The organism is Streptomyces sp. SJL17-4 (assembly GCF_036826855.1).
In the GTDB taxonomy this organism is placed as follows: Bacteria; Actinomycetota; Actinomycetes; order Streptomycetales; family Streptomycetaceae; genus Streptomyces.
Map to the genome: position 1 here is coordinate 3,029,193 of NZ_CP104578.1, position 19,614 is coordinate 3,048,806.

General features: G+C 72.1%; 19 protein-coding genes, 1 pseudogene and 1 riboswitch. Of the genes and pseudogenes, 11 read left to right on the forward strand and 9 right to left on the reverse strand.

Annotated elements, in window-relative coordinates; genetic code table 11:
* The first annotated feature begins 71 nt into the window (after window positions 1-71).
* The 7 genes from N5875_RS13105 to N5875_RS13135 all read left to right on the forward strand — a co-directional run bounded on the left by N5875_RS13105 (window position 72) and on the right by N5875_RS13135 (window position 8,008).
* The gene (locus N5875_RS13105; protein ID WP_318209133.1) at window positions 72-1,055 is read left to right on the forward strand and encodes a LuxR C-terminal-related transcriptional regulator; all 984 of its coding nucleotides are present in this window, start codon (window positions 72-74) and stop codon (window positions 1,053-1,055) included.
* 140 nt (window positions 1,056-1,195) lie between these two features.
* Window positions 1,196-1,450: a DUF3311 domain-containing protein gene (locus tag N5875_RS13110; RefSeq protein ID WP_318209132.1), complete on the forward strand. Its 255-nt coding sequence runs from the start codon at window positions 1,196-1,198 to the stop codon at window positions 1,448-1,450.
* Window positions 1,447-3,072 (forward strand): sodium:solute symporter family protein, encoded by a 1,626-nt coding sequence (locus N5875_RS13115; protein ID WP_318209131.1) that lies wholly within the window; start codon window positions 1,447-1,449, stop codon window positions 3,070-3,072. The genes N5875_RS13110 and N5875_RS13115 overlap by 4 nt, the downstream gene beginning before the upstream one ends.
* Before the next feature lie 83 nt (window positions 3,073-3,155).
* Entirely contained in the window at window positions 3,156-3,761 is a 606-nt protein-coding gene (locus N5875_RS13120; protein WP_338493808.1) for a hypothetical protein, read from the forward strand.
* 43 nt (window positions 3,762-3,804) lie between these two features.
* A complete protein-coding gene (locus tag N5875_RS13125; RefSeq protein WP_338493810.1) occupies window positions 3,805-4,305 on the forward strand; it encodes a GNAT family N-acetyltransferase in 501 nt (166 codons plus the stop codon).
* Between the two features lie 38 nt (window positions 4,306-4,343).
* A riboswitch (cobalamin riboswitch) is annotated at window positions 4,344-4,493 on the forward strand.
* A gap of 132 nt (window positions 4,494-4,625) precedes the next feature.
* The gene (locus N5875_RS13130) at window positions 4,626-6,992 is read left to right on the forward strand and encodes a ribonucleoside-diphosphate reductase subunit alpha (RefSeq protein ID WP_338493811.1); all 2,367 of its coding nucleotides are present in this window, start codon (window positions 4,626-4,628) and stop codon (window positions 6,990-6,992) included.
* Complete coding sequence (locus tag N5875_RS13135) at window positions 6,992-8,008, forward strand: ribonucleotide-diphosphate reductase subunit beta (protein ID WP_318209127.1); 1,017 nt, start codon at window positions 6,992-6,994, stop codon at window positions 8,006-8,008. Before N5875_RS13130 ends, N5875_RS13135 begins: the two co-directional genes overlap by 1 nt.
* Before the next feature lie 77 nt (window positions 8,009-8,085).
* On the opposite strand, the gene def is transcribed toward N5875_RS13135, so the two are convergent.
* The 8 genes from def to N5875_RS13175 all read right to left on the reverse strand — a co-directional run bounded on the left by def (window position 8,086) and on the right by N5875_RS13175 (window position 15,443).
* A complete protein-coding gene (gene def, locus N5875_RS13140; protein ID WP_318209126.1) occupies window positions 8,086-8,721 on the reverse strand; it encodes a peptide deformylase in 636 nt (211 codons plus the stop codon).
* Window positions 8,722-8,788: 67 nt separating this feature from the next.
* Window positions 8,789-9,769, reverse strand: a complete 981-nt coding sequence (locus N5875_RS13145; protein ID WP_055600922.1) for a hypothetical protein — start codon at window positions 9,767-9,769, stop codon at window positions 8,789-8,791.
* A gap of 79 nt (window positions 9,770-9,848) precedes the next feature.
* The gene (locus N5875_RS13150; protein ID WP_318209125.1) at window positions 9,849-11,138 is read right to left on the reverse strand and encodes an HD domain-containing protein; all 1,290 of its coding nucleotides are present in this window, start codon (window positions 11,136-11,138) and stop codon (window positions 9,849-9,851) included.
* Window positions 11,135-12,547, reverse strand: coding sequence for an HD-GYP domain-containing protein (locus N5875_RS13155; protein ID WP_318209124.1), 1,413 nt, complete (start codon window positions 12,545-12,547; stop codon window positions 11,135-11,137). Before N5875_RS13155 ends, N5875_RS13150 begins: the two co-directional genes overlap by 4 nt.
* Before the next feature lie 175 nt (window positions 12,548-12,722).
* Entirely contained in the window at window positions 12,723-13,040 is a 318-nt protein-coding gene (gene rsrA / locus N5875_RS13160) for a mycothiol system anti-sigma-R factor (RefSeq protein ID WP_030320825.1), read from the reverse strand.
* Complete coding sequence (locus tag N5875_RS13165; RefSeq protein WP_030207302.1) at window positions 13,037-13,693, reverse strand: sigma-70 family RNA polymerase sigma factor; 657 nt, start codon at window positions 13,691-13,693, stop codon at window positions 13,037-13,039. Before N5875_RS13165 ends, rsrA begins: the two co-directional genes overlap by 4 nt.
* Before the next feature lie 242 nt (window positions 13,694-13,935).
* Window positions 13,936-14,568, reverse strand: coding sequence for an alpha/beta family hydrolase (locus N5875_RS13170; protein WP_338499161.1), 633 nt, complete (start codon window positions 14,566-14,568; stop codon window positions 13,936-13,938).
* Window positions 14,569-14,627: 59 nt separating this feature from the next.
* Window positions 14,628-15,443 (reverse strand): SOS response-associated peptidase, encoded by an 816-nt coding sequence (locus N5875_RS13175; protein ID WP_318209123.1) that lies wholly within the window; start codon window positions 15,441-15,443, stop codon window positions 14,628-14,630.
* A 49-nt stretch (window positions 15,444-15,492) separates the two neighbouring features.
* Between N5875_RS13175 and N5875_RS13180 the strand changes: the two genes are divergently transcribed.
* From N5875_RS13180 to N5875_RS13195, 4 genes are all read left to right on the forward strand, one after another.
* Window positions 15,493-16,188: a M50 family metallopeptidase gene (locus tag N5875_RS13180; protein ID WP_318209122.1), complete on the forward strand. Its 696-nt coding sequence runs from the start codon at window positions 15,493-15,495 to the stop codon at window positions 16,186-16,188.
* Window positions 16,189-16,208: 20 nt separating this feature from the next.
* Complete coding sequence (gene aroA / locus N5875_RS13185; RefSeq protein ID WP_338493819.1) at window positions 16,209-17,543, forward strand: 3-phosphoshikimate 1-carboxyvinyltransferase; 1,335 nt, start codon at window positions 16,209-16,211, stop codon at window positions 17,541-17,543.
* 3 nt (window positions 17,544-17,546) lie between these two features.
* Complete coding sequence (rsgA, locus tag N5875_RS13190; protein ID WP_338493822.1) at window positions 17,547-18,560, forward strand: ribosome small subunit-dependent GTPase A; 1,014 nt, start codon at window positions 17,547-17,549, stop codon at window positions 18,558-18,560.
* Window positions 18,561-18,712: 152 nt separating this feature from the next.
* Window positions 18,713-19,036, forward strand: a complete 324-nt coding sequence (locus N5875_RS13195) for a multidrug efflux SMR transporter (protein WP_318209119.1) — start codon at window positions 18,713-18,715, stop codon at window positions 19,034-19,036.
* On the opposite strand, the pseudogene N5875_RS13200 reads toward N5875_RS13195, so the two are convergent.
* Window positions 18,928-19,582: pseudogene (locus N5875_RS13200) on the reverse strand (TetR/AcrR family transcriptional regulator). The gene N5875_RS13195 and the pseudogene N5875_RS13200 sit on opposite strands and share 109 nt — an antisense overlap.
* Window positions 19,583-19,614: the final 32 nt, after the last annotated feature.

The window sequence follows — 19,614 nt, forward strand, 5'->3', positions numbered from 1 at the left end:
TTAGCATCGACGACCGCGATCACGATTGCGGGGCGGTCGCGGCACGGAACGTGACGAGGGGGAGATAGCGGATGTTGGAGGCGCTCGGCATCAAGGAGTCGACGGAGGCCGTCTACCGCTTGCTCCTGGAGCGACCCGAGTACGACGTGGCGGAGATGGCGGCCCAGCTGGGCCGCCCCGAGTCCGAGGTCCGCGAGGCGCTCGCCTGTCTCGCGGACCTCAAGCTCGTCCTGATGGACGACTCCTCGGGCGAGGCCGAACCCTTCAACCCGGACGTCGGCTTCTCCTTCCTGCTCTCCCGCGCCGAGGCCGAGCTGAGCAAACGGAAACGCCAGGTCGAGCAGGCGGGACGGGCCGTCGCCGGCATCCTCGCCTCGTACGCGGACCACTCCGAACCGGGCGTCCGGCACGACCTGGTGGACCGCATCACCGGCCTGGACAACGTGCGCGACCGCCTGGAGGACCTGGCCGCGAACGCCCGCACCGAGTGCCTCTCGCTGCTCCCCGGCGGGGCACAGCTCCCCGACACCATGGACGCGAGCCAGCCGCTCGACCAACTCGCCCTGGAACGCGGCGTGAAGATCAGGTCGATCTACCAGGAGAGCTTCCGCAACGACCCGCCGACGGTCGAGTACGTGCGCTGGTACTGCGAGCTCGGCGGCGAGGCGCGGACCGTGCCCGTGGTGCCGATGCTCATGGTGATCGTGGACCGGGAGGCCGCTCTCGTCCCCGTCGACCCGGAGGACGGGCGCGCGGGAGCCCTGGAGGTCCGCTCCCCCGGCCTGGTGCACGCGCTCGTGGTGCTCTTCGACCGGCTGTGGGACGCGGGCACCCCGTTCGGCGAGAGCCCGCGCCGCGACGAGCACGATCTCTCGCCGCAGGAGCGGGAGTTGCTGATGCTGCTCGGCATCGGCTGCACGGACGACATCGCCGCCCGGCGGCTCGGGATCTCGCTGCGGACCGTGCGCCGGATGAGTTCGGAGCTGATGAACCGGCTCGGCGCGCGCAGCCGGTTCGAGGCGGGGGTGCGCGCCGCCAAGGAGGGCTGGCTCTGAGCGCCGCGCCGGGGGACCGCTCCCACGACCGCAGTTGATGGAGTCCCATCCGTTATGCGGACAGGGGTTCCATGAAGCGGAACAGTCCCCTAGATTTCCCCAGCATTACCGAGGTGATCAGCGAGGGGACCGGAATCGCCATGCCAGAAGCGACACAAGGGAAACAACCCACCATCACACCCCTGAGGGTGGTGATCGCACTCTGTCTGTTCGCGCCGTTCGTGGCGATGCTCTGGGTGAGCTCGTACGCGAAGACCGAACCGCTCTTCGCAGGCATCCCGTTCTTCTACTGGTACCAGATGCTCTGGGTGCTGATCTCCACCGCGCTCACCATGGTCGCGTACAAGCTGTGGCAGCTGGACCAGCGTGCCCGCAAGGGGGGTGACGAGCGATGAAGGACGGCGTGAACGGCGTCGCACTCGCCGTCTTCATCTTCTTCTTCCTGGCCGTCACGGTCATGGGCTTCCTCGCCTCGCGCTGGCGCAAGGCCGAGAACGAGAACAGCCTCGACGAATGGGGCCTGGGCGGCCGGTCGTTCGGCACCTGGGTGACCTGGTTCCTGCTCGGCGGCGACCTCTACACGGCGTACACCTTCGTCGCCGTCCCTGCGGCCATCTACGCGGCGGGCGCGGCCGGCTTCTTCGCCGTGCCGTACACGATCCTGGTCTACCCGCTGATCTTCACCTTCCTGCCGCGCCTCTGGTCGGTCTCGCACAAGCACGGGTACGTCACCACCTCGGACTTCGTGCGCGGCCGCTGGGACTCCAAGGGCCTCTCCCTCGCGGTGGCGGTCACCGGCATCCTCGCCACCATGCCGTACATCGCGCTCCAGCTCGTCGGCATCCAGGCCGTCCTGGACGTGATGGGCGTCGGCGGCGGCGAGACCACCCACTGGTTCATCAAGGACCTGCCGCTGCTCATCGCCTTCGGTGTCCTCGCGGCGTACACGTACTCCTCGGGTCTGCGCGCCCCCGCGCTCATCGCCTTCGTCAAGGACACCCTGATCTACATCGTCATCGCGGTGGCGATCATCTACATCCCGATCAAGCTGGGCGGCTTCGACGAGATCTTCGCCAAGGCGGGCGAGGCGTACGCGCAGACCAACCCGGCGACCGACAAGCCGCGCGGCTCGCTCGTCCCCGGTGAGGCCGGCCAGTGGACGTACGCGACGCTGGCGCTCGGCTCGGCGCTCGCGCTCTTCATGTACCCGCACTCCATCACGGCGACGCTGTCGTCCCGGAGCCGTGAGGTCATCCGCCGCAACACCACGATCCTGCCGCTGTACTCGCTGATGCTGGGCCTGCTCGCGCTGCTCGGCTTCATGGCGATCGCCGCCGGGATCCAGGTGAAGAACGGCCAGCTCGCCATCCCGCAGCTCTTCGAGACCATGTTCCCGGACTGGTTCGCGGGCGTCGCGTTCGCCGCGATCGGCATCGGCGCGCTCGTCCCGGCCGCGATCATGTCGATCGCCGCGGCCAACCTCTTCACCCGCAACATCTACAAGGACTTCATCAAGCCGGACGCCACCCCGGCCCAGGAGACCAAGGTCTCCAAGCTGGTGTCGCTGCTGGTCAAGGTCGGCGCCCTCGCCTTCGTCCTCACCATGGACAAGACGGTCGCGATCAACTTCCAGCTGCTCGGCGGCATCTGGATCCTGCAGACCTTCCCGGCCCTCGTCGGCGGTCTCTTCACCCGCTGGTTCCACCGCTGGGCGCTGCTCGCCGGCTGGGCCGTCGGCATGATCTACGGCACGGTCGCCGCGTACGGGGTCGCCAGCCCGACCCAGAAGCACTTCGGCGGCTCCTCCGCGGAGATCCCGGGCATCGGCGAGATCGGCTACATCGGTCTCACCGCCTTCGTCCTCAACGTCCTCGTCACGGTCGTCCTGACCTTCGTCCTCAAGGCCGTCAAGGCCCCCGAGGGCGTCGACCAGACCTCCCCGGAGGACTACACGGCCGACGCGGGCGACCGCGGGGTCGACCCGAAGCTCGCGAAGCTCGGCGCCGAGACCCACTGATCCACCGCCGGACCTGACGAAGGCCGCCCTGCCTCCCCCGGAGGCATGGCGGCCTTCGCCGTCCCCGGGCGAGGATGCGGGACATGCGCACCGGATCACGACTCACCCTGCTCGCCCTGCTCCCCGTCGCCCTCGCCGTCACCGGCTGCGGCTCCGAGACGGCGGGCGGCCGCCCTGCGCCCGGCCCCGCCGAGCTGGACGCCCGTGCCCGCTGGGCACAGACCGACAAGGACCATGTGTACGTCACCGAGGCCGAGGGCTTCGAGGCCTCCCGGATGGCGTCGGGGGTCATCGGCGACGACGGCTTCCAGGTCACCTACCTGCGGAAGGACGGCGTCCGCCTGACCGTCTCCGCCGAGCGCCGCCCGTTCGCGGAGAAGGAGTGCGCCGCGGCGAACGACGCCGGGCCGGACGGCTGCGTCCGCGACGGCGACCGCTGGTACCTGCGGACCGCCGGGCAGCACGCGTACGTGCGCGCCCAGAACGGGCTGCGCGTCGAGGTCGCCGCCCCTCTCACGGTGGAGCGGGAGGCACTCAAGGGCGCCGCCGAACGCACCCACCGCGCCGACGTCGCCGAGCTCGACGCCGTCCTGCCGGAGCGGACGGGCGGCGGGCAGCCCGTCGAGCGGGGCGATCTCCCGCCGGTGGGGGACGGCGCCCCCGACAACTCGGTGGGCGCCGGTGGCTGAAGCCCGCTGGGGGCCTCCGGCCGGCCGGAGGCACACTGCTCTCATGGACTTCATGATCAGGGCGGTACGGCCCGAGGAGTACGAGGCCCTCGGTGAGCTCACCGCGGGGACCTATCTGGACGACGGGCTGCTGAAGTACGGAGCGGAGGACTCGTATCTGCACGTGCTCCGGGACACGGCCCGGCGGGCGCGCGAGAGCGAGGTGCTCGTCGCCGAGGACGGCGACGGGCGGCTGCTCGGCGGGGTGACCTTCGCCACCGGCGGCACCCCGTGGGCGGACATCGCGGTCGAGGGCGAGGCGGAGTTCCGGATGCTCGTGGTCTCCCGGGAGGCCCGCGGCCGGGGCGTCGGAGAGGCCCTCGTACGGGCCTGCGTCGAGCGGGCACGGGCCCTCCCCGGGTGCCGCCGCCTCGTGCTGTCCACGGACGCCACGATGGTCTCCGCGCACCGGATATACGAGCGTCTGGGCTTCGTCCGCACCCCGGACCGGGACTGGGAGCCGATCCCCGACCACCGACTGCGCACCTACTCCTTGGAGTTCTGAGTCCACGGCGCGACACAACATGTGGGGGGTTCCGCGAGCGACGCCCCCCACATGTATGCTCGTCCTCGCTGTCGACGCAGGGGAATCCGGCGCGAATCCGGAACTGTCCCGCAACGGTGTGCTTCGTACGGATACGACGTATTCGGGCGAGGTGAGTCCGAGGACCTGCCGACGGCGCATCCGGTCCGTCCGTTCCGGGTGCCACTGACGTCCGGGCCTCGCGGAGTGGGCCGGTGGAAGCGTCGCGTCCGGCGTTACGGATGCCCGCCTGCCCGCCTTCCCCCGCCGCGGCCCCGAGCCGAGCGAGGGAGAGCCCCCACGTGACCATCGCGCCCGCCGATCCGGCGTCCGCCGAGGCTACCGCGGTCGAGAGCGACGGCCCCGGGACCGTGCTGCTGCGGACCCTGACCGACCTCACCGCCGATCTCCCCGACACCGACCCCGGCAAGGTCGCCGCCGCCGCGCTCCGCGGCCGCAGCGCCGTCGCGGACGAGGCGGAACTGCGCGAGCTGGCCACCGAGTCGGCCGCCGGTCTGATCGCCGAGGACCCGGCGTACTCCCGGCTCGCCGCCCGGCTCCTGACGATCACGATCGCCGACGAGGCGGCCGGCCAGGGCTCGTTCTCCTTCTCGGCCTCCGTCGCCGTCGGTCACCGCGAGGGGCTGATCGCCGACCGCACCGCCGAGTTCGTGGCGCTGCACGCGGACCGGCTCGACGCGACCATCGACGCGGCCGGGGACGACCGCTTCGGCTACTTCGGTCTGCGCACCCTCTACTCGCGCTACCTGCTGCGCCACCCGATCACCCGCAAGGTGATCGAGACCCCGCAGCACTTCATGCTCCGCGTGGCCTGCGGCCTGGCGGAGGACGCGACGGTCCGCGCGCTCGACGAGGTCACGGCGCTGTACGGCCTGATGAGCCGCCTCGACTACCTCCCCTCCTCCCCCACGCTCTTCAACTCCGGCACCCGCCACCCGCAGATGTCCTCCTGCTACCTCCTGGACTCCCCGCAGGACGAGCTGGACTCCATCTACGACCGCTACCACCAGGTCGCGCGCCTCTCGAAGCACGCGGGCGGCATCGGCCTCTCCTACTCCCGCATCCGGGCCCGCGGTTCGCTGATCCGCGGCACCAACGGGCACTCCAACGGCATCGTGCCGTTCCTGAAGACCCTCGACGCCTCCGTCGCCGCCGTGAACCAGGGCGGCCGCCGCAAGGGCGCCGCCGCCGTCTACCTGGAGACCTGGCACGCGGACATCGAGGAGTTCCTGGAGCTCCGCGACAACACGGGCGAGGACCAGCGCCGGACGCACAACCTGAACCTGGCGCACTGGATCCCGGACGAGTTCATGCGCCGCGTCAACGCCGACGCCGACTGGTCGCTGTTCTCCCCGGCGGACGTGCCCGAGCTGGTCGACCTGTGGGGCGAGGAGTTCGACGCCGCCTACCGCAAGGCCGAGGCCGCGGGCCTGGCCCGCAAGACGATGCCGGCCCGCGACCTGTACGGCCGGATGATGCGGACCCTGGCCCAGACCGGCAACGGCTGGATGACCTTCAAGGACGCCTCGAACCGGACGGCCAACCAGACCGCCGAGCCCGGCCACACCGTCCACTCCTCCAACCTCTGCACGGAGATCCTGGAGGTCACCGACGACGGCGAGACCGCGGTCTGCAACCTGGGCTCGGTCAACCTCGGCGCGTTCGTGGACACCTCGACCCAGGACATCGACTGGGAGCGCCTCGACGCGACCGTCCGTACGGCCGTCACCTTCCTCGACCGGGTCGTCGACATCAACTTCTACCCGACCGAGCAGGCCGGCCGCTCCAACGCCCGCTGGCGTCCGGTGGGCCTGGGCGCGATGGGCCTCCAGGACGTCTTCTTCCAGCTGAAGCTGCCGTTCGACTCCGCCGAGGCGCGTGCGCTGTCGACCCGTATCGCCGAGCGGATCATGCTCGCCGCGTACGAGGCGTCCGCCGACCTCGCCGAGCGCAACGGGCCGGTGCCGGCCTGGGACAAGACCCGCGCGGCCCGCGGCGTCCTGCACCCCGACCACTACGACGTCGAGCTGAACTGGCCGGAGCGCTGGGCGGCCCTGCGCGAGCGGATCGCCGCCGTCGGCATGCGCAACAGCCTCCTCCTCGCCATCGCGCCGACGGCGACCATCGCCTCGATCGCGGGCGTCTACGAGTGCATCGAGCCGCAGGTCTCGAACCTCTTCAAGCGCGAGACGCTGTCCGGCGAGTTCCTCCAGGTCAACTCGTACCTGGTCGACGAGCTGAAGAAGCTCGGCGTCTGGGACGCGCAGACCCGTGAGGCGCTGCGCGACTCCAACGGCTCGGTGGCCGGCTTCACCTGGGTCCCGGCCGAGGTGCGCGAGCTGTACCGCACGGCGTGGGAGATCCCGCAGCGTGGTCTGATCGACATGGCCGCCGCCCGGACGCCGTTCCTGGACCAGTCGCAGTCGCTGAACCTGTTCCTGGAGACGCCGACGATCGGCAAGCTGTCGTCGATGTACGCGTACGCCTGGAAGCAGGGTCTGAAGACGACGTACTACCTGCGTTCGCGCCCGGCGACCCGGATCGCCCGCGCGGCCCAGGCCGCCGCCCCCATTCCCGTACAGGCGACCCCTGAAGAGGCCGTGGCCTGCTCCCTCGAAAACCCCGAGTCCTGCGAGGCCTGCCAGTAATGAGCACGAACGAAAAGAAGAACCTCCTCGACCCGGGCTTCGAGCTGACCCTCCGTCCGATGCGCTACCCGGACTTCTACGAGCGCTACCGGGACGCGATCAAGAACACCTGGACCGTGGAGGAGGTCGACCTCCACTCGGACGTCGCCGACCTCGCCAAGCTGACGCCGGCCGAGCAGCACATGATCGGCCGTCTGGTCGCGTTCTTCGCGACGGGCGACTCGATCGTCTCGAACAACCTGGTCCTGACGCTCTACAAGCACATCAACTCCCCGGAGGCGCGCCTGTACCTGTCGCGCCAGCTGTTCGAGGAGGCCGTGCACGTCCAGTTCTATCTGACGCTGCTCGACACCTACCTGCCCGACCCGGACGACCGCGCCGCCGCGTTCGACGCGGTCGAGGAGATCCCCTCGATCCGCGAGAAGGCGCAGTTCTGCTTCAAGTGGATGGACTCGGTCGAGAAGATCGAGAAGCTGGAGACGGCCGCGGACCGCCGCCGCTTCCTGCTCAACCTGATCTGCTTCGCCGCGTGCATCGAGGGCCTGTTCTTCTACGGCGCCTTCGCGTACGTGTACTGGTTCCGGTCCCGCGGCCTGCTGCACGGCCTCGCGACCGGCACCAACTGGGTGTTCCGCGACGAGACGATGCACATGAACTTCGCCTTCGAGGTCGTGGACACCGTCCGCAAGGAGGAGCCCGAGCTCTTCGACGACGCGCTTCAGCAGCAGGTCACCGACATGCTGCGGGAAGCCGTCGAGGCGGAGCTGCAGTTCGGTCGCGACCTGTGCGGCGACGGCCTGCCCGGCATGAACACCGAGTCGATGCGCGAGTACCTCCAGTGCGTCGCCGACCAGCGCCTCCAGCGCCTCGGCTTCGCCCCGGTGTACGGCTCCGAGAACCCGTTCTCGTTCATGGAGCTCCAGGGCGTCCAGGAGCTCACGAACTTCTTCGAGCGCCGCCCGTCCGCCTACCAGGTGGCGGTCGAGGGCTCGGTCGACCTGGACGAGGACTTCTAAGTCCCCGCAGGTACGCGAAGGGCCCCGCTCCGGGGGGAGCGGGGCCCTTCTTCGTACGCCGGCCGCGGGAGCCGGGGTCAGGCGTTCGGCACCGTCTCGTAGCGCGGGGTGCCCTCTTCCATCTGGCGGAGGGCGTCCTTGCGGTCGCGCTTGGAGAGGCGGTCGATGTACAGGTAGCCGTACAGGTGGTCCGTCTCGTGCTGGAGGCAGCGGGCGAAGTAGCCGGTGCCGCGCACCTTGATCGGGTTGCCCTGGGCGTCCTGGCCGTGGACCTCCGCGTAGTCGGGGCGGGCCAGCTCGGCGTAGGCGGTCGGCACGGAGAGGCAGCCCTCGTTGGACTCGTCGAGGACGCGCAGCTCGGCCGGGAGCTCCTGGAGAACCGGGTTGATCACGACACCGGTGTGCCGGGCGCCCTCGTCGTCGGGGCAGTCGTAGACGAAGACCTTGAGGTCCACACCGATCTGGTTCGCGGCGAGGCCCACGCCCTCGGCGGCCTTCTGGCTGGCGAACATGTCGTCGATGAGCGCCGCGAGCGAGTCGTCGAACTCGGTGACGTCCTTGCACTCCTTGTGGAGCACCGGGTTGCCGACCACCGTGATCGGGCGGGCCGTGCCGCGCTCACGGTGGGCGAGCTCGCGTGCCTCGCAGTCCTCCGTGTCCACGACGAACCCGTCGTTGATCTGCGTCTGCTCGTCCGTCTCCTGCTGCGCCATGTCCGGCCGCGCCTTCCTGAAAACCCGATTCCGTCGGAGGACAGCCTACGGGCCCACCGGCACCCGCTCAGCAGACCTCTTCGAGATCGCGCCACTCCCGGCTGTCGGGGCTGTCCGCCACCCAGCCGTCGAGGAGCCCGCGCACCAGACCCGCCGGGGCCGCGATCCCGCACTCCCGCTCAGGGACCCACAGCTCGCCCGGCGAGCGGTGCCCGAGCGGCCCGGGGTGGCCCGGCTCGCTGTGGTCGTGGGGGTCGGAGTGCTCGCCCTCGCCCTCGGCGCTCGGCATGGTCGACTCGGAGCAGGCACGACAGAGCAGCCGCACGGAGGACGACCAGTCCTCGGCGGCGAAACCCGCCTCCGCGGCGAGCTGCTCCAGGGCGTCCCGGTCGGCCTCGGTGGCCGCCTCCAGGAGGACGACCCAGGTGGGGACGGGTGAGGGGGCCCACAGCTCGATCTCGTCGAAGACCGGGTAGGAGGGGCCGGCGGTGGTGGTGCGCTCGCCGTTCGGCACGCCGTCGTGGAGGACGACCTCGCCCCAGCGGCGCCCCGAGGACGGCAGCGGGATGGAGAGGACCTCGATCCGGGCCGGGTCGAGCCGGCGGCCCCACACGACCTCGGCCTCGCCCTCGGGCGACAGCCGGACGGCGGCGCTGCCCAGCTCCATGCCGGCGGGCTCACCGGTCCCCGCGGCGGCGCCGGGGACCTTCAGTCCGTAGGCCTGCCAGGCGCGGCGGGCCAGCGGCCAGTCCTGGAGCGCGGTCGCGGCGATCCCGACGTTCCACCAGTCGGGGGCGCCGCTCTCCTTGTCGAGCAGCGCGACGGCGCGGAGCCCGGCGGCCCGCGCCTGCTCCCAGTCGTGCCGGAACTTGTGCAGCAGCGCCAGGTTGAACCAGGACTCCGAGAGCCAGGGCTCCAGATCCGCCGCGCGCGTCAGAAGTGCCCCCGCGTCCTCGTACCGGCCGTCGCCGATCAGCGTGAACGCGCGGTCGGTGGCCTGCCGCCACGAGGCGGAGGGCCGATGCCGTACCTTCCCGAAGATCTTCACGATTCCCGCCTGCCGGTCGCTTCACCCTCTTGTTCGCATCCAACCATGCCCGGTCGGACGCGCGCTCATTACCCATGGGTTACCCAATGGCGACGGAGGTCACCCCAGCCGCTCCGCCCCGCGCCAGGACCCTGGCCAGGCACTCGACGACATCCGGGTGATGGTCACGGGCGGTGCCGAGCCGGAGCCGCTCCAGGGCGTCGAGGGCGGCGCCCGCGCCCTCGCCGCCCGCGAGGTCGTCGTAGGCGTTCACGGTCCGGACGATCCGGGCGGGCAGCGGCTGTTCCCGGTACGGGTCGGCCTGGCGCTCCACGACGACGGCGACGGCCTCGGGGACGCCGGTCCTGCGGACGACCTCGCCGCCGAGGAGGGCGATCCGGCGCTGCTCCTCGGCGGGCAGCAGGGCGGTGGCGCCGGCGACGGGGTCGACGAGGGAGAGCCGGCCGATGTCGTGCATGAGCGCCGCGTGCTCCAGGACGGCCAGCTCGGCCCCGGAGAGGCCCAGCTCCCGTCCGACGGCGGCGCTGAGGGCGGCGACCCGGCGGGCGTGCCCGGGCGGGGTACAGCCGGCGATCTCGGTGGCGCGGGCGAGGGAGGCGATGGTCTGCCGGTTGACCGTGCGCACGGCGGCGTACCGCCGGAAGGAGACCTGGGTGAGGAGGAGCGGTACGGCGAGCACGGGCAGCGCCCAGAGTCCGGCGGCGGCCACGCCGAGTGCCATGACGGTGCCGGTGGCGCCGACGGCCGAGCCGATGCCGAGGAGGGCGCGCAGTTCGTCGCGGAGGAGGGGGCCGTACGGGAATCCCGTACGGGCGCGGAGCAGGAGGGCGGCGAGGACCGCGTCGCACAGGGCGGTCAGGACGAGCAGCAGGACGAGGAAGAGGGCGTACGCCGGGCCCTGGCCGAGGTGCTCGACGAGGGCCCCGGAGTTGTAGAGGGGCTGGAAGCAGAGCGCGGCGAAGCCGACGGTGAGGACGCGGCGGGCGAGGTGGTCGAGGCCGGGTCCCCGGCCACGGGCGATGTGGGGGACGATCCCGGCGAGTCCGGCGGCGACGACGACGGCGACGATCTGGAGGACGCCGTGGGTGGTGGCGGTCCCGGCGCTCGCGCCGAGCAGGGCGTAGGCGAGGGCCCCGGCGGCGGCGAGCGGCGCGGGCTCGCTCCCTCCGGGCGCTTCGCGCACGGAGGGTGCCCCCGCGTCCGGTGCGGCGCCCCAGCGGGCGAGCTCGCCGAGGACGATGAGGGTGCCGAAGGCGAGGGCGTTGCCCGGTTCGTCGACGCCGTACCAGAGGGTGGAGGCGAATCCGGCGAGGCTCAGCAGGAGCGCGGCCCCGTGGACGGCGCCGACGGTGACGGCGCCGGGTCTCATGCGCGCTCCTTGGGCCTGGTCGTCCCGGGTGCGTCGGATGCGCGCCCCGCCGCTTCGGCCTCGCGCGGCGGAGGCACGTTCCCGCCGGTCGGGCCCGCCGGTGCGGTCTCGTCGGCGGTGACGGCGGGCTGCCAGCCGTGCCGGTCCAGGGCGCGGACGAGGGCGTCGACCATCCGGGCGTCGAACTGGCTGCCGGCGCACCGCTCCAGTTCGGCGACGGCGGTCGGCACCGGGCGGGCCCGGCTGTAGGAGCGGGTGGAGGTCATGGCGTCGAAGGCGTCGGCGACGGCCACCACCCGGGCGAACTCGGGGATCTCGTCGCCGTGCAGCCCGTACGGGTAGCCGCTGCCGTCCATGCGTTCGTGGTGGTGGAGGATCGCGGCGCGCGCCTCGCCGAGGAAGCCGATGCCGCGGACCATCTCGTGCCCGTACTCCGGGTGCAGCTCGATGACCCGGCGCTCCTCGGGGGTGAGGGGCCCGTCCTTGCGGAGGACCCGGGTGGGCACGCCCAGTTTGCCGACGTCGTGGAGGATGCCGGCGAACCGTACGACGTCGAGCCGGTCCTCGGCCATGCCCAGCTCACGGGCGATCAGGACGGAGGCGTGGCCGACGCGTTCGCTGTGGCCGCGGGTGTAGCGGTCCTTGATGTCGACGGCCTGGACGAGGGCGCGGATGGTGGCCTGGTGGGCGGCGCGCTCGCGGTGGTACTGGGCGAAGACCCAGCAGGAGATGTACATCGGGAGGAGCACGAAGAGCGCCGACACCGGCCCGTACGTGCTGCGCCAGAGGACGGCCATCATCAGTCCGGCGAGTCCGTGCACGGCGTGCGGGGCGAGCGCCCGGCAGAGGAGGCCGCGCCAGGCGGCCCGCAGGGGCAGTCCGTCGGCCGTCGCCCGGATGCCTCCGTCGAGGGCGGTCAGGACCAGGCAGAAGGTGAGCGCGGTGGCGCCGGCGGGCAGCAGCACGTACGGGAAGTCGGGGGCGTCGGGCCCGTGTCCGAGGGCATGGGCCCGACTCAGGACCTCGGCGACCTGGGCGGCGGCCCAGACGGCGAGGGCGGTGGTGGCGGCCCGCCAGGCGCGGCGGGGTGCGGCCGGGGGTTCGTCGACGCGGACGAGGAGGCTGCCGGGCAGGGCGGTGAGCGCGGCGGCCGCGGGCGGCAGGAGGAGCGCGGCGGCGAGGAGGACGGGGAAGAAGGAGCCGGTGCCCATGGCGACGGAGCCGCCGACCGCGCGGCCGAGGGGGCGGCAGCGGGCGGGCAGTTCGCAGAGCGCGTACAGGGCGGCGAGGAGCGCGACCGTGACCCAGGGGGTGGCCGCGCCGGGGCGCAGGGCGGGCATGACGGACGCCCCGGCACCGAGCAGGGCGCAGCCGATGTACACGCGGGCCGCACGCGGAATGACCTTCACGCCCATCACGCTCGTCACGCTAGCGAGTCGGGCGGCCCGTGGCGTCGGGGCGGCGCTGATTCGCACCATCGGGTGATACAAGCTGATAGACGGAAAAGGCCGCCGCGTTCGTGCCGCGACGGCCTCCTTCTCCCTCCACGGAAGGGGGAGTTGCCCCTGGGTACTCCTGGGGCGTCTACTCCTGGGGCGCCGGCGTCGTCGGCACGATCGGCGCGATCTCCTGCTCGGGCACCAGGTGCCCGGAACGGATCAGGTCGATCCGTCCCATGACCTTGGACCGCAGGTCGGTGGGGACGTCGTCACTGCCGCAGCACCGCTTGACGAGCTTCTTCACCGCCTGCTCCAGGCCGTACTTCTCCAGGCACGGGGAGCACTCCTCGAAGTGCACCTCGAATTTGGTGCAGTCACTGTCGGGCATCTCGTTGTCGAGGAACTCGTACAGATGATCCAGGACTTCCGAGCAATCCGTCTCGTGCGGCTCTCCGCAGCTCATGAGCCCGAGCCTTTCAGATCGTTCGACGACTCTCCGGCGCCCGCGGGTACCAGCCCGCGGTCGCGAGCGTAGTCCTCGAGCATGCCGCGCAGCTGGCGGCGACCCCGGTGCAGCCGGGACATCACCGTACCGATGGGTGTCCCCATGATGTCCGCGATCTCCTTGTACGCAAAGCCCTCGACATCCGCGAGATAGACGGCGATGCGGAACTCCTCGGGAATCGCCTGGAGCGCTTCCTTCACGTCGGAGTCCGGGAGGTGGTCGAGCGCCTGCGACTCGGCGGAGCGCAGACCGGTCGACATGTGCGACTCGGCGCGCGCGAGCTGCCAGTCCTCGATCTCCTCGGCGGCGCTGCGCTGGGGCTCACGCTGCTTCTTGCGGTACGAGTTGATGAAGGTGTTCGTGAGGATGCGGTACAGCCAGGCCTTGAGGTTCGTACCCTCGCGGAACTGGTGGAAGGATCCGTACGCCTTGGCGTAGGTCTCCTGCACCAGGTCCTCCGCGTCCGCGGGGTTGCGCGTCATGCGCAGCGCGGCCGAGTACATCTGGTCGAGGTAGCCGAGGGCGTCCCGCTCGAAGCGCGCGTTGCGCTCCTCGGTCGTCTCCTCGGGGCCGTCGTCGGTCCCTGTGTCGGTCCCAGTGACCGGACCCACCTCCTCCAGCGCGGCGGCGAGCCCGAGGGCGGACCCGCTCGTTTCGGAGGATAGACGAGGAACCGCTCCGCCCGCCGCCCGAATCTGGGCTCCCTTGGGAGCGGGCAGCACTGTCCAGTCGAGGTCAGCGGCCTGCGCGCGCTCCGGGCAGATGGTCGAACCCATGCGACGGACTCCCTCTTCCTTGCTCTCACACCGACGCACGGAACAACAGTGGTCCCCCACTCAACATTCCCGGCCCGTCAGCGGAGGGAGTCGATCCACTCGGCGACCCCGTCCACCAGGAGCTCCATCGCCTCGTCCTGGCCGAGCGGCGCCCGTTTGGGCAGGGCGAAGCCGTGGTCCCCGTACGGGATCTCGACGAGGCGGTACGGGCCTTCCGGGAACTCCGCGGGCCGTCCGAAGGGGTCGTTGCCGCCCTGGACGACGAGCGTCGGCAGGCCGCTGCCCAGGAGCTCGTCGGCCCGGGACTTCTCCGGCTTCCCCGGCGGGTGCAGGGGGAAGCTCAGCGCGAGGACGGCGAGCGCGCCCAGCTCCCGCCCGGCGCGGCAGGCGACCCGGGCACCGGCGCTGCGGCCGCCCGCGATCACCGGGAGTCCGGGCCGGGCGAGGGCCGGCCAGAGGCCGCGCCATCCGGTGTCCAGGGTCTTGGGTGCGGGCGCGACCTTCTTGCCCGCGACCCGCCAGGGCTGCTCGACGAGGGCGACGGTCACGCCCCGGGCGGGCAGCGCGGCGGCCAGGGCCCGGAGGTCACGGGCCTCGATGCCGCCGCCGGCGCCGTGGCCGAGGGCGAGGACGGCCCCGGGCTTCCGCCCCGCGTGCCAGGTGACCCGGGCCTCGCCCGCGTCGGTGGAAACGGTTTCGGACTGTGTCATGTCGGTCACGTCCCCATCCTGCCGTCCGGCGCTCCCCGCCGGACGGCAGGCGGGCGGTGTCAGAACAGCGTGCCGACCTCCGGGCCCTCCAGCTCCGTCAGGAGCTCGGGCCCGTTGTTCCGGACGTTGCTGACCGCGGTCGCCACCGGGTAGGCCCGCATCAGGCCCTCCGGCGGCGGGGTGAGCAGCCCGCGCAGCTCCTCGGGCCGGGTGGTCGCCGGGTCGAGCCAGGCGTCCCAGCGGTCCTCGGTGAGCATCAGCGGCATCCGGGGGTGGATGTCGGCGAGCGAGTGCGGGCCCTCGGCCGGGGCCACGCCCAGCGGGCCGGTCTCCGCCTCGGTGGTGATCACCGAGCAGGTCACCCACCACGCCGAGGGGTCGCCGTCGGGCAGGGTCCGGTCGCGCCAGAACTCGTAGATCCCGGCCATCGCGAAGACCGAGCCGTCCGCCGGGGTCACGAAGTACGGCTGCTTGCGGGGCCGCTTCTTCCTGCCCTCGACCTCCAGGTCCCGCTCCGCGGATCCGGTGACCCACTCGTAGTAACCGTCGGCGGGCAGGATGCACCGGCGGGCCGAGAAGGCCCGCTTGAAGGAGGGCTTCTCGTCCAGGGTCTCCGCGCGCGCGTTGATCATCCGGGCGGCGCCCTCCGGGGATTTCGACCAGGACGGCACCAGGCCCCACTTCAGCGCGCGCAGCTGGCGAACCGGACGCCGGGATTCTGCGTCCTTCAGAGGACGCTCGAGGACAGCCCAGACCTCTTTGGTGGGGGCCACGTTCCAGTCCGGGGCCAGAGTCTCCTCCGGCTCCCACTTCTCCACCTCGAAAACACCGACGAGGTCCTCGGGCCGCCGGCTCGCCGCATACCTTCCGCACATACGTGCCACACTGCCACGATCCCCGACCACCCGAGGAGCGGCCCGAAAGATGGACCTCTCACTGGACCTCTTCAGTCCACAGGCCGCTCCGGACGAGTGGCTGGTGATCGCCACCGGCGTCGCCGCCCTCGCCGTCACCGTGCCCCGCCGGATATGGCTGCTCGCCCGCAACGCGATCACCATCGCCCACGAGGGCGGCCACGGCCTGCTCGCCGTCGCCACCGGCCGGCGCCTCGAAGCGATCCGGCTGCACTCGGACACCAGCGGACTGACCGTGAGCCGCGGCCGCCCGACCGGCCTCGGCGTGATCCTCACCCTGGCCGCCGGCTACCCCGCGGCCCCGCTGCTCGGCCTCGGCGGCGCCGCCCTGCTCGGCACCCACCGGGTCACCCTCCTCCTGTGGGTGGCGACGGCCCTGCTGCTCGCGATGCTCGTGATGGTCCGCAACGCGTACGGGATCCTCACCGTCCTCCTCACCGGGGCGGCCTTCCTCCTCGTCTCCTGGCTGACCTCGCCGGACGTCCAGTCGGTCTTCGCGTACACCGCCGTCTGGTTCCTGCTGCTCGGCGGTGTCCGCCCCGCCTTCGAGCTCCAGCTGAAACGGCGCCGCGGCGGCGCCCCCGACTCGGACGCGGACCAGCTCTCGCGGCTCACCCATGTGCCCGCCGGGGTGTGGCTGTTCTTCTTCCACGCGGTCGCGATCTCCGCCCTGATCGGCGGCGGGCGCTGGCTCCTGGGCCACTGACTCCCCCGTACAGTGAGTCCATGACCGCAGCTGCTTCCGCGACGCACACCGACCCGCCCACCGACCTCTGGCCCGCCCCGTATGCCCGCGGCGCCGTCGACGCGACCGTCACCGTGCCCGGATCGAAGTCGGTCACCAACCGCGCCCTGGTCCTCGCCTCGCTGGCGTCCGAGCCCGGCTGGCTGCGCCGCCCGCTGCGCTCCCGCGACACCCTCCTGATGGCCGAGGCGCTCCGCACCCTCGGCGTGAAGATCGAGGAGGGCGTGGGCCCCGACGGCTCCGGCGAGGCCTGGCGGATCATCCCCTCCCCGCTGCGCGGCCCCGCGACCGTCGACGTCGGCAACGCCGGCACGGTCATGCGCTTCCTGCCCCCGGTCGCGGCGCTCGCCGACGGCCCGGTGCGCTTCGACGGCGACCCCCGCTCCCACGAGCGCCCGCTGCACGGCGTGATCGACGCGCTGCGCGCGCTGGGCGCCCGCATCGACGACGAGAGCCGCGGCGCCCTCCCCCTGACGGTGCACGGCGCCGGTGGCCTCGACGGCGGCACCGTCGAGATCGACGCCTCCTCGTCCTCCCAGTTCGTGAGCGCCCTGCTGCTGTCCGCGCCCCGCTTCAACCAGGGCGTCGAGGTACGGCACGTGGGGTCGCGGCTGCCCTCGCTGCCGCACATCCGGATGACCGTCGACATGCTGCGCTCGGTCGGCGCCCAGGTCGACGAGCCGGAGCACGGCGGCGCACCGAACGTCTGGCGGGTGTCCCCCTCCGCGCTGCGCGGCCGGGACCTGGTCGTCGAGCCCGATCTGTCGAACGCGCAGCCGTTCCTGGCGGCGGCCCTGATCACCGGCGGCCGTGTGACGGTGCCGGACTGGCCGACGCGGACCACCCAGCCCGGTGACGCGCTGCGGGAGATCTTCACCGAGATGGGTGGCTCCTGCGAGCTGACCGAGGCGGGCCTGACCTTCACCGGTACGGGCCGGATCCACGGCATCGACGTGGACCTCGGCGAGGTCGGCGAGCTGACGCCCGGCATCGCGGCGGTCGCGGCCCTCGCGGACTCCCCGTCGACCCTGCGCGGCGTCGCCCATCTGCGGCTGCACGAGACGGACCGGCTCGCGGCGCTCACCAAGGAGATCAACGAGCTGGGCGGCGACGTGACCGAGACCGAGGACGGTCTCCACATCCGCCCGCGCCCGCTGCACGGCGGCGTCTTCCACACGTACCACGACCACCGCATGGCGACGGCGGGCGCGATCATCGGCCTCGCGGTCGAGGGCGTGCAGATCGAGGACGTGGCCACGACGGCGAAGACCTTGCCCGACTTCCCGAGGATGTGGACCGAAATGCTCGGGGCCTGAACCATGCGGCGTTACGGCAAGCACACCGACGAGGACGACATCCGCCAGCGGCCCAACCGCAAGGGCACCCGTCCCCGCACCACGATCCGCCCGAAGCACGAGGACGCCGTCGAGGGCATGGTCCTCACCGTCGACCGCGGCCGGCTGACCGTCCTGGTCGACGACCGGCCGGTGACCGCGATGAAGGCGCGCGAGCTGGGCCGCAAGGCCGCCGTGGTCGGCGACCGCGTCTCGCTCGTCGGCGACCTGTCCGGCGAGAAGGACACGCTGGCCCGGATCGTGCGGATCGGTGAGCGCAGCTCGGTGCTGCGCCGCACGGCCGACGACGACGACCCGTACGAGCGGGTGGTCGTCGCCAACGCCGACCAGCTGGCGATCGTCACCGCCCTCGCCGACCCCGAGCCGCGCCCGCGTCTGATCGACCGCTGTCTGGTCGCCGCGTACGACGGCGGCCTGACGCCGCTGCTCGTGCTCACCAAGTCGGACCTGGCGCCGCCGGACGACCTCCTGGAGATGTACGGCGCGCTGGGTGTGCCGTACGTGGTGACCACCCGCGACGAGTTCGTGGACGGGGTCGCGGCCGAGCGGGTCCACGAGCACCTCAAGGGCCGGACCACCGCGTTCGTCGGGCACTCCGGCGTCGGCAAGACGACCCTGGTCAACGCCCTGGTGCCGCCGGAGCGGCGGCGGACCACCGGTGTCGTCAACGCGGTCACGGGCCGCGGCCGGCACACCACCACCTCCGCGCTCGCCCTGCCGCTCAACGACAAGGAGGGCGGCTGGGTCATCGACACCCCGGGCGTCCGCTCCTTCGGCCTGCACCACGTCGACCCGTCCCGGGTCATCCTCGCCTTCCCCGACCTGGTACCGGGCACGGAGAACTGTCCGCGCGCGTGCAGCCACGACGAGCAGGACTGCGCGCTCGACGCGTGGGTGGCGGAGGGACACGCCGATCCGGCGCGGCTCGTCTCGCTGCGCCGGCTGCTCGCGACCCGGGAGCGTCGCGAGGGCGACTGAGCCGCCCGCCGAGCGATCGCTGAGCCGATCGCCGAGCCGCCCGCGTTTGCGGGCTGCCGCGCCGTACACGTTTACGGACGACCACGACCGGTAAGTGCATAATCGCACCAAGTGCGACGAAGCAGTCACCGACGGCGTGGGAGGCACTGACGATGGCGTGGCTGCTGGTGGTGGTGGCGGGTTTTCTGGAGACGGGGTTCGCGGTCTGCCTGAAGCTCTCGCACGGGTTCACCCGGCTGTGGCCGACGGTGGCGTTCGCGGCCTTCGCCCTGGGCAGCTTCGGCCTCCTCACGCTCGCCCTGCGGAAGCTCGACGTGGGTCCCGCGTACGCGGTGTGGACCGGGATCGGGGCGGCCGGGACGGCGGTCTACGGAATGATCTTCCTCGGTGACGTGGTCTCCACGCTCAAGATCATCTCGATCAGCCTGGTCATCGTCGGCGTGATCGGGCTCCAGCTGTCCGGCTCGGCGCACTGATCCTGCGCCCGCATCCCCTCCACGGAGGGGATCACGGGCGCCACGACATGACTGAGGGCCAGCCGGACGGCGAGTTCGCAGCCCGCCGCCCACCGCTCCCCCGCACAGGCCGCGGTCGCCGCCACCAGCTCGCCGGGTGCCGGCGGCCCCTCGTCGGCGCGGCGCTGGGCGGGGACGGCCGCGGGCGCGCGCGCCGGGCCTGGCGGGCCGGGGCGCGGGCAGCCGCTCGTCCCAGGCGCCGGTGAGCAGGGCCCGGAGCACGGGCCGGGAGGCGGCCCGGGTGACGATCCACTCGGCGACGACGACCAGGTTCCGCTCGGGCGGGGCCGGGGCGGCGAGCAGCCGCCGGACGCCCTGGAGATAGGTGTCGGCCTCCCGGCGCACCAGGGCGCGGGCGAGGCCGTCCTTGCTGCCGAACTCGTTGTAGAGGGTCTGCCGGGAGACCCGGGCGGCCACGGCGAGGTCGGCCATGCGCACGGTGGACCACGACCGGTGCGCGAGCGCGGCGAGCGCGGCGTCGAGCAGGGCCTCGCGGGCAGTCGGCATCGGCGCCTCCCGGACCGGGGAATCGTTTCCGT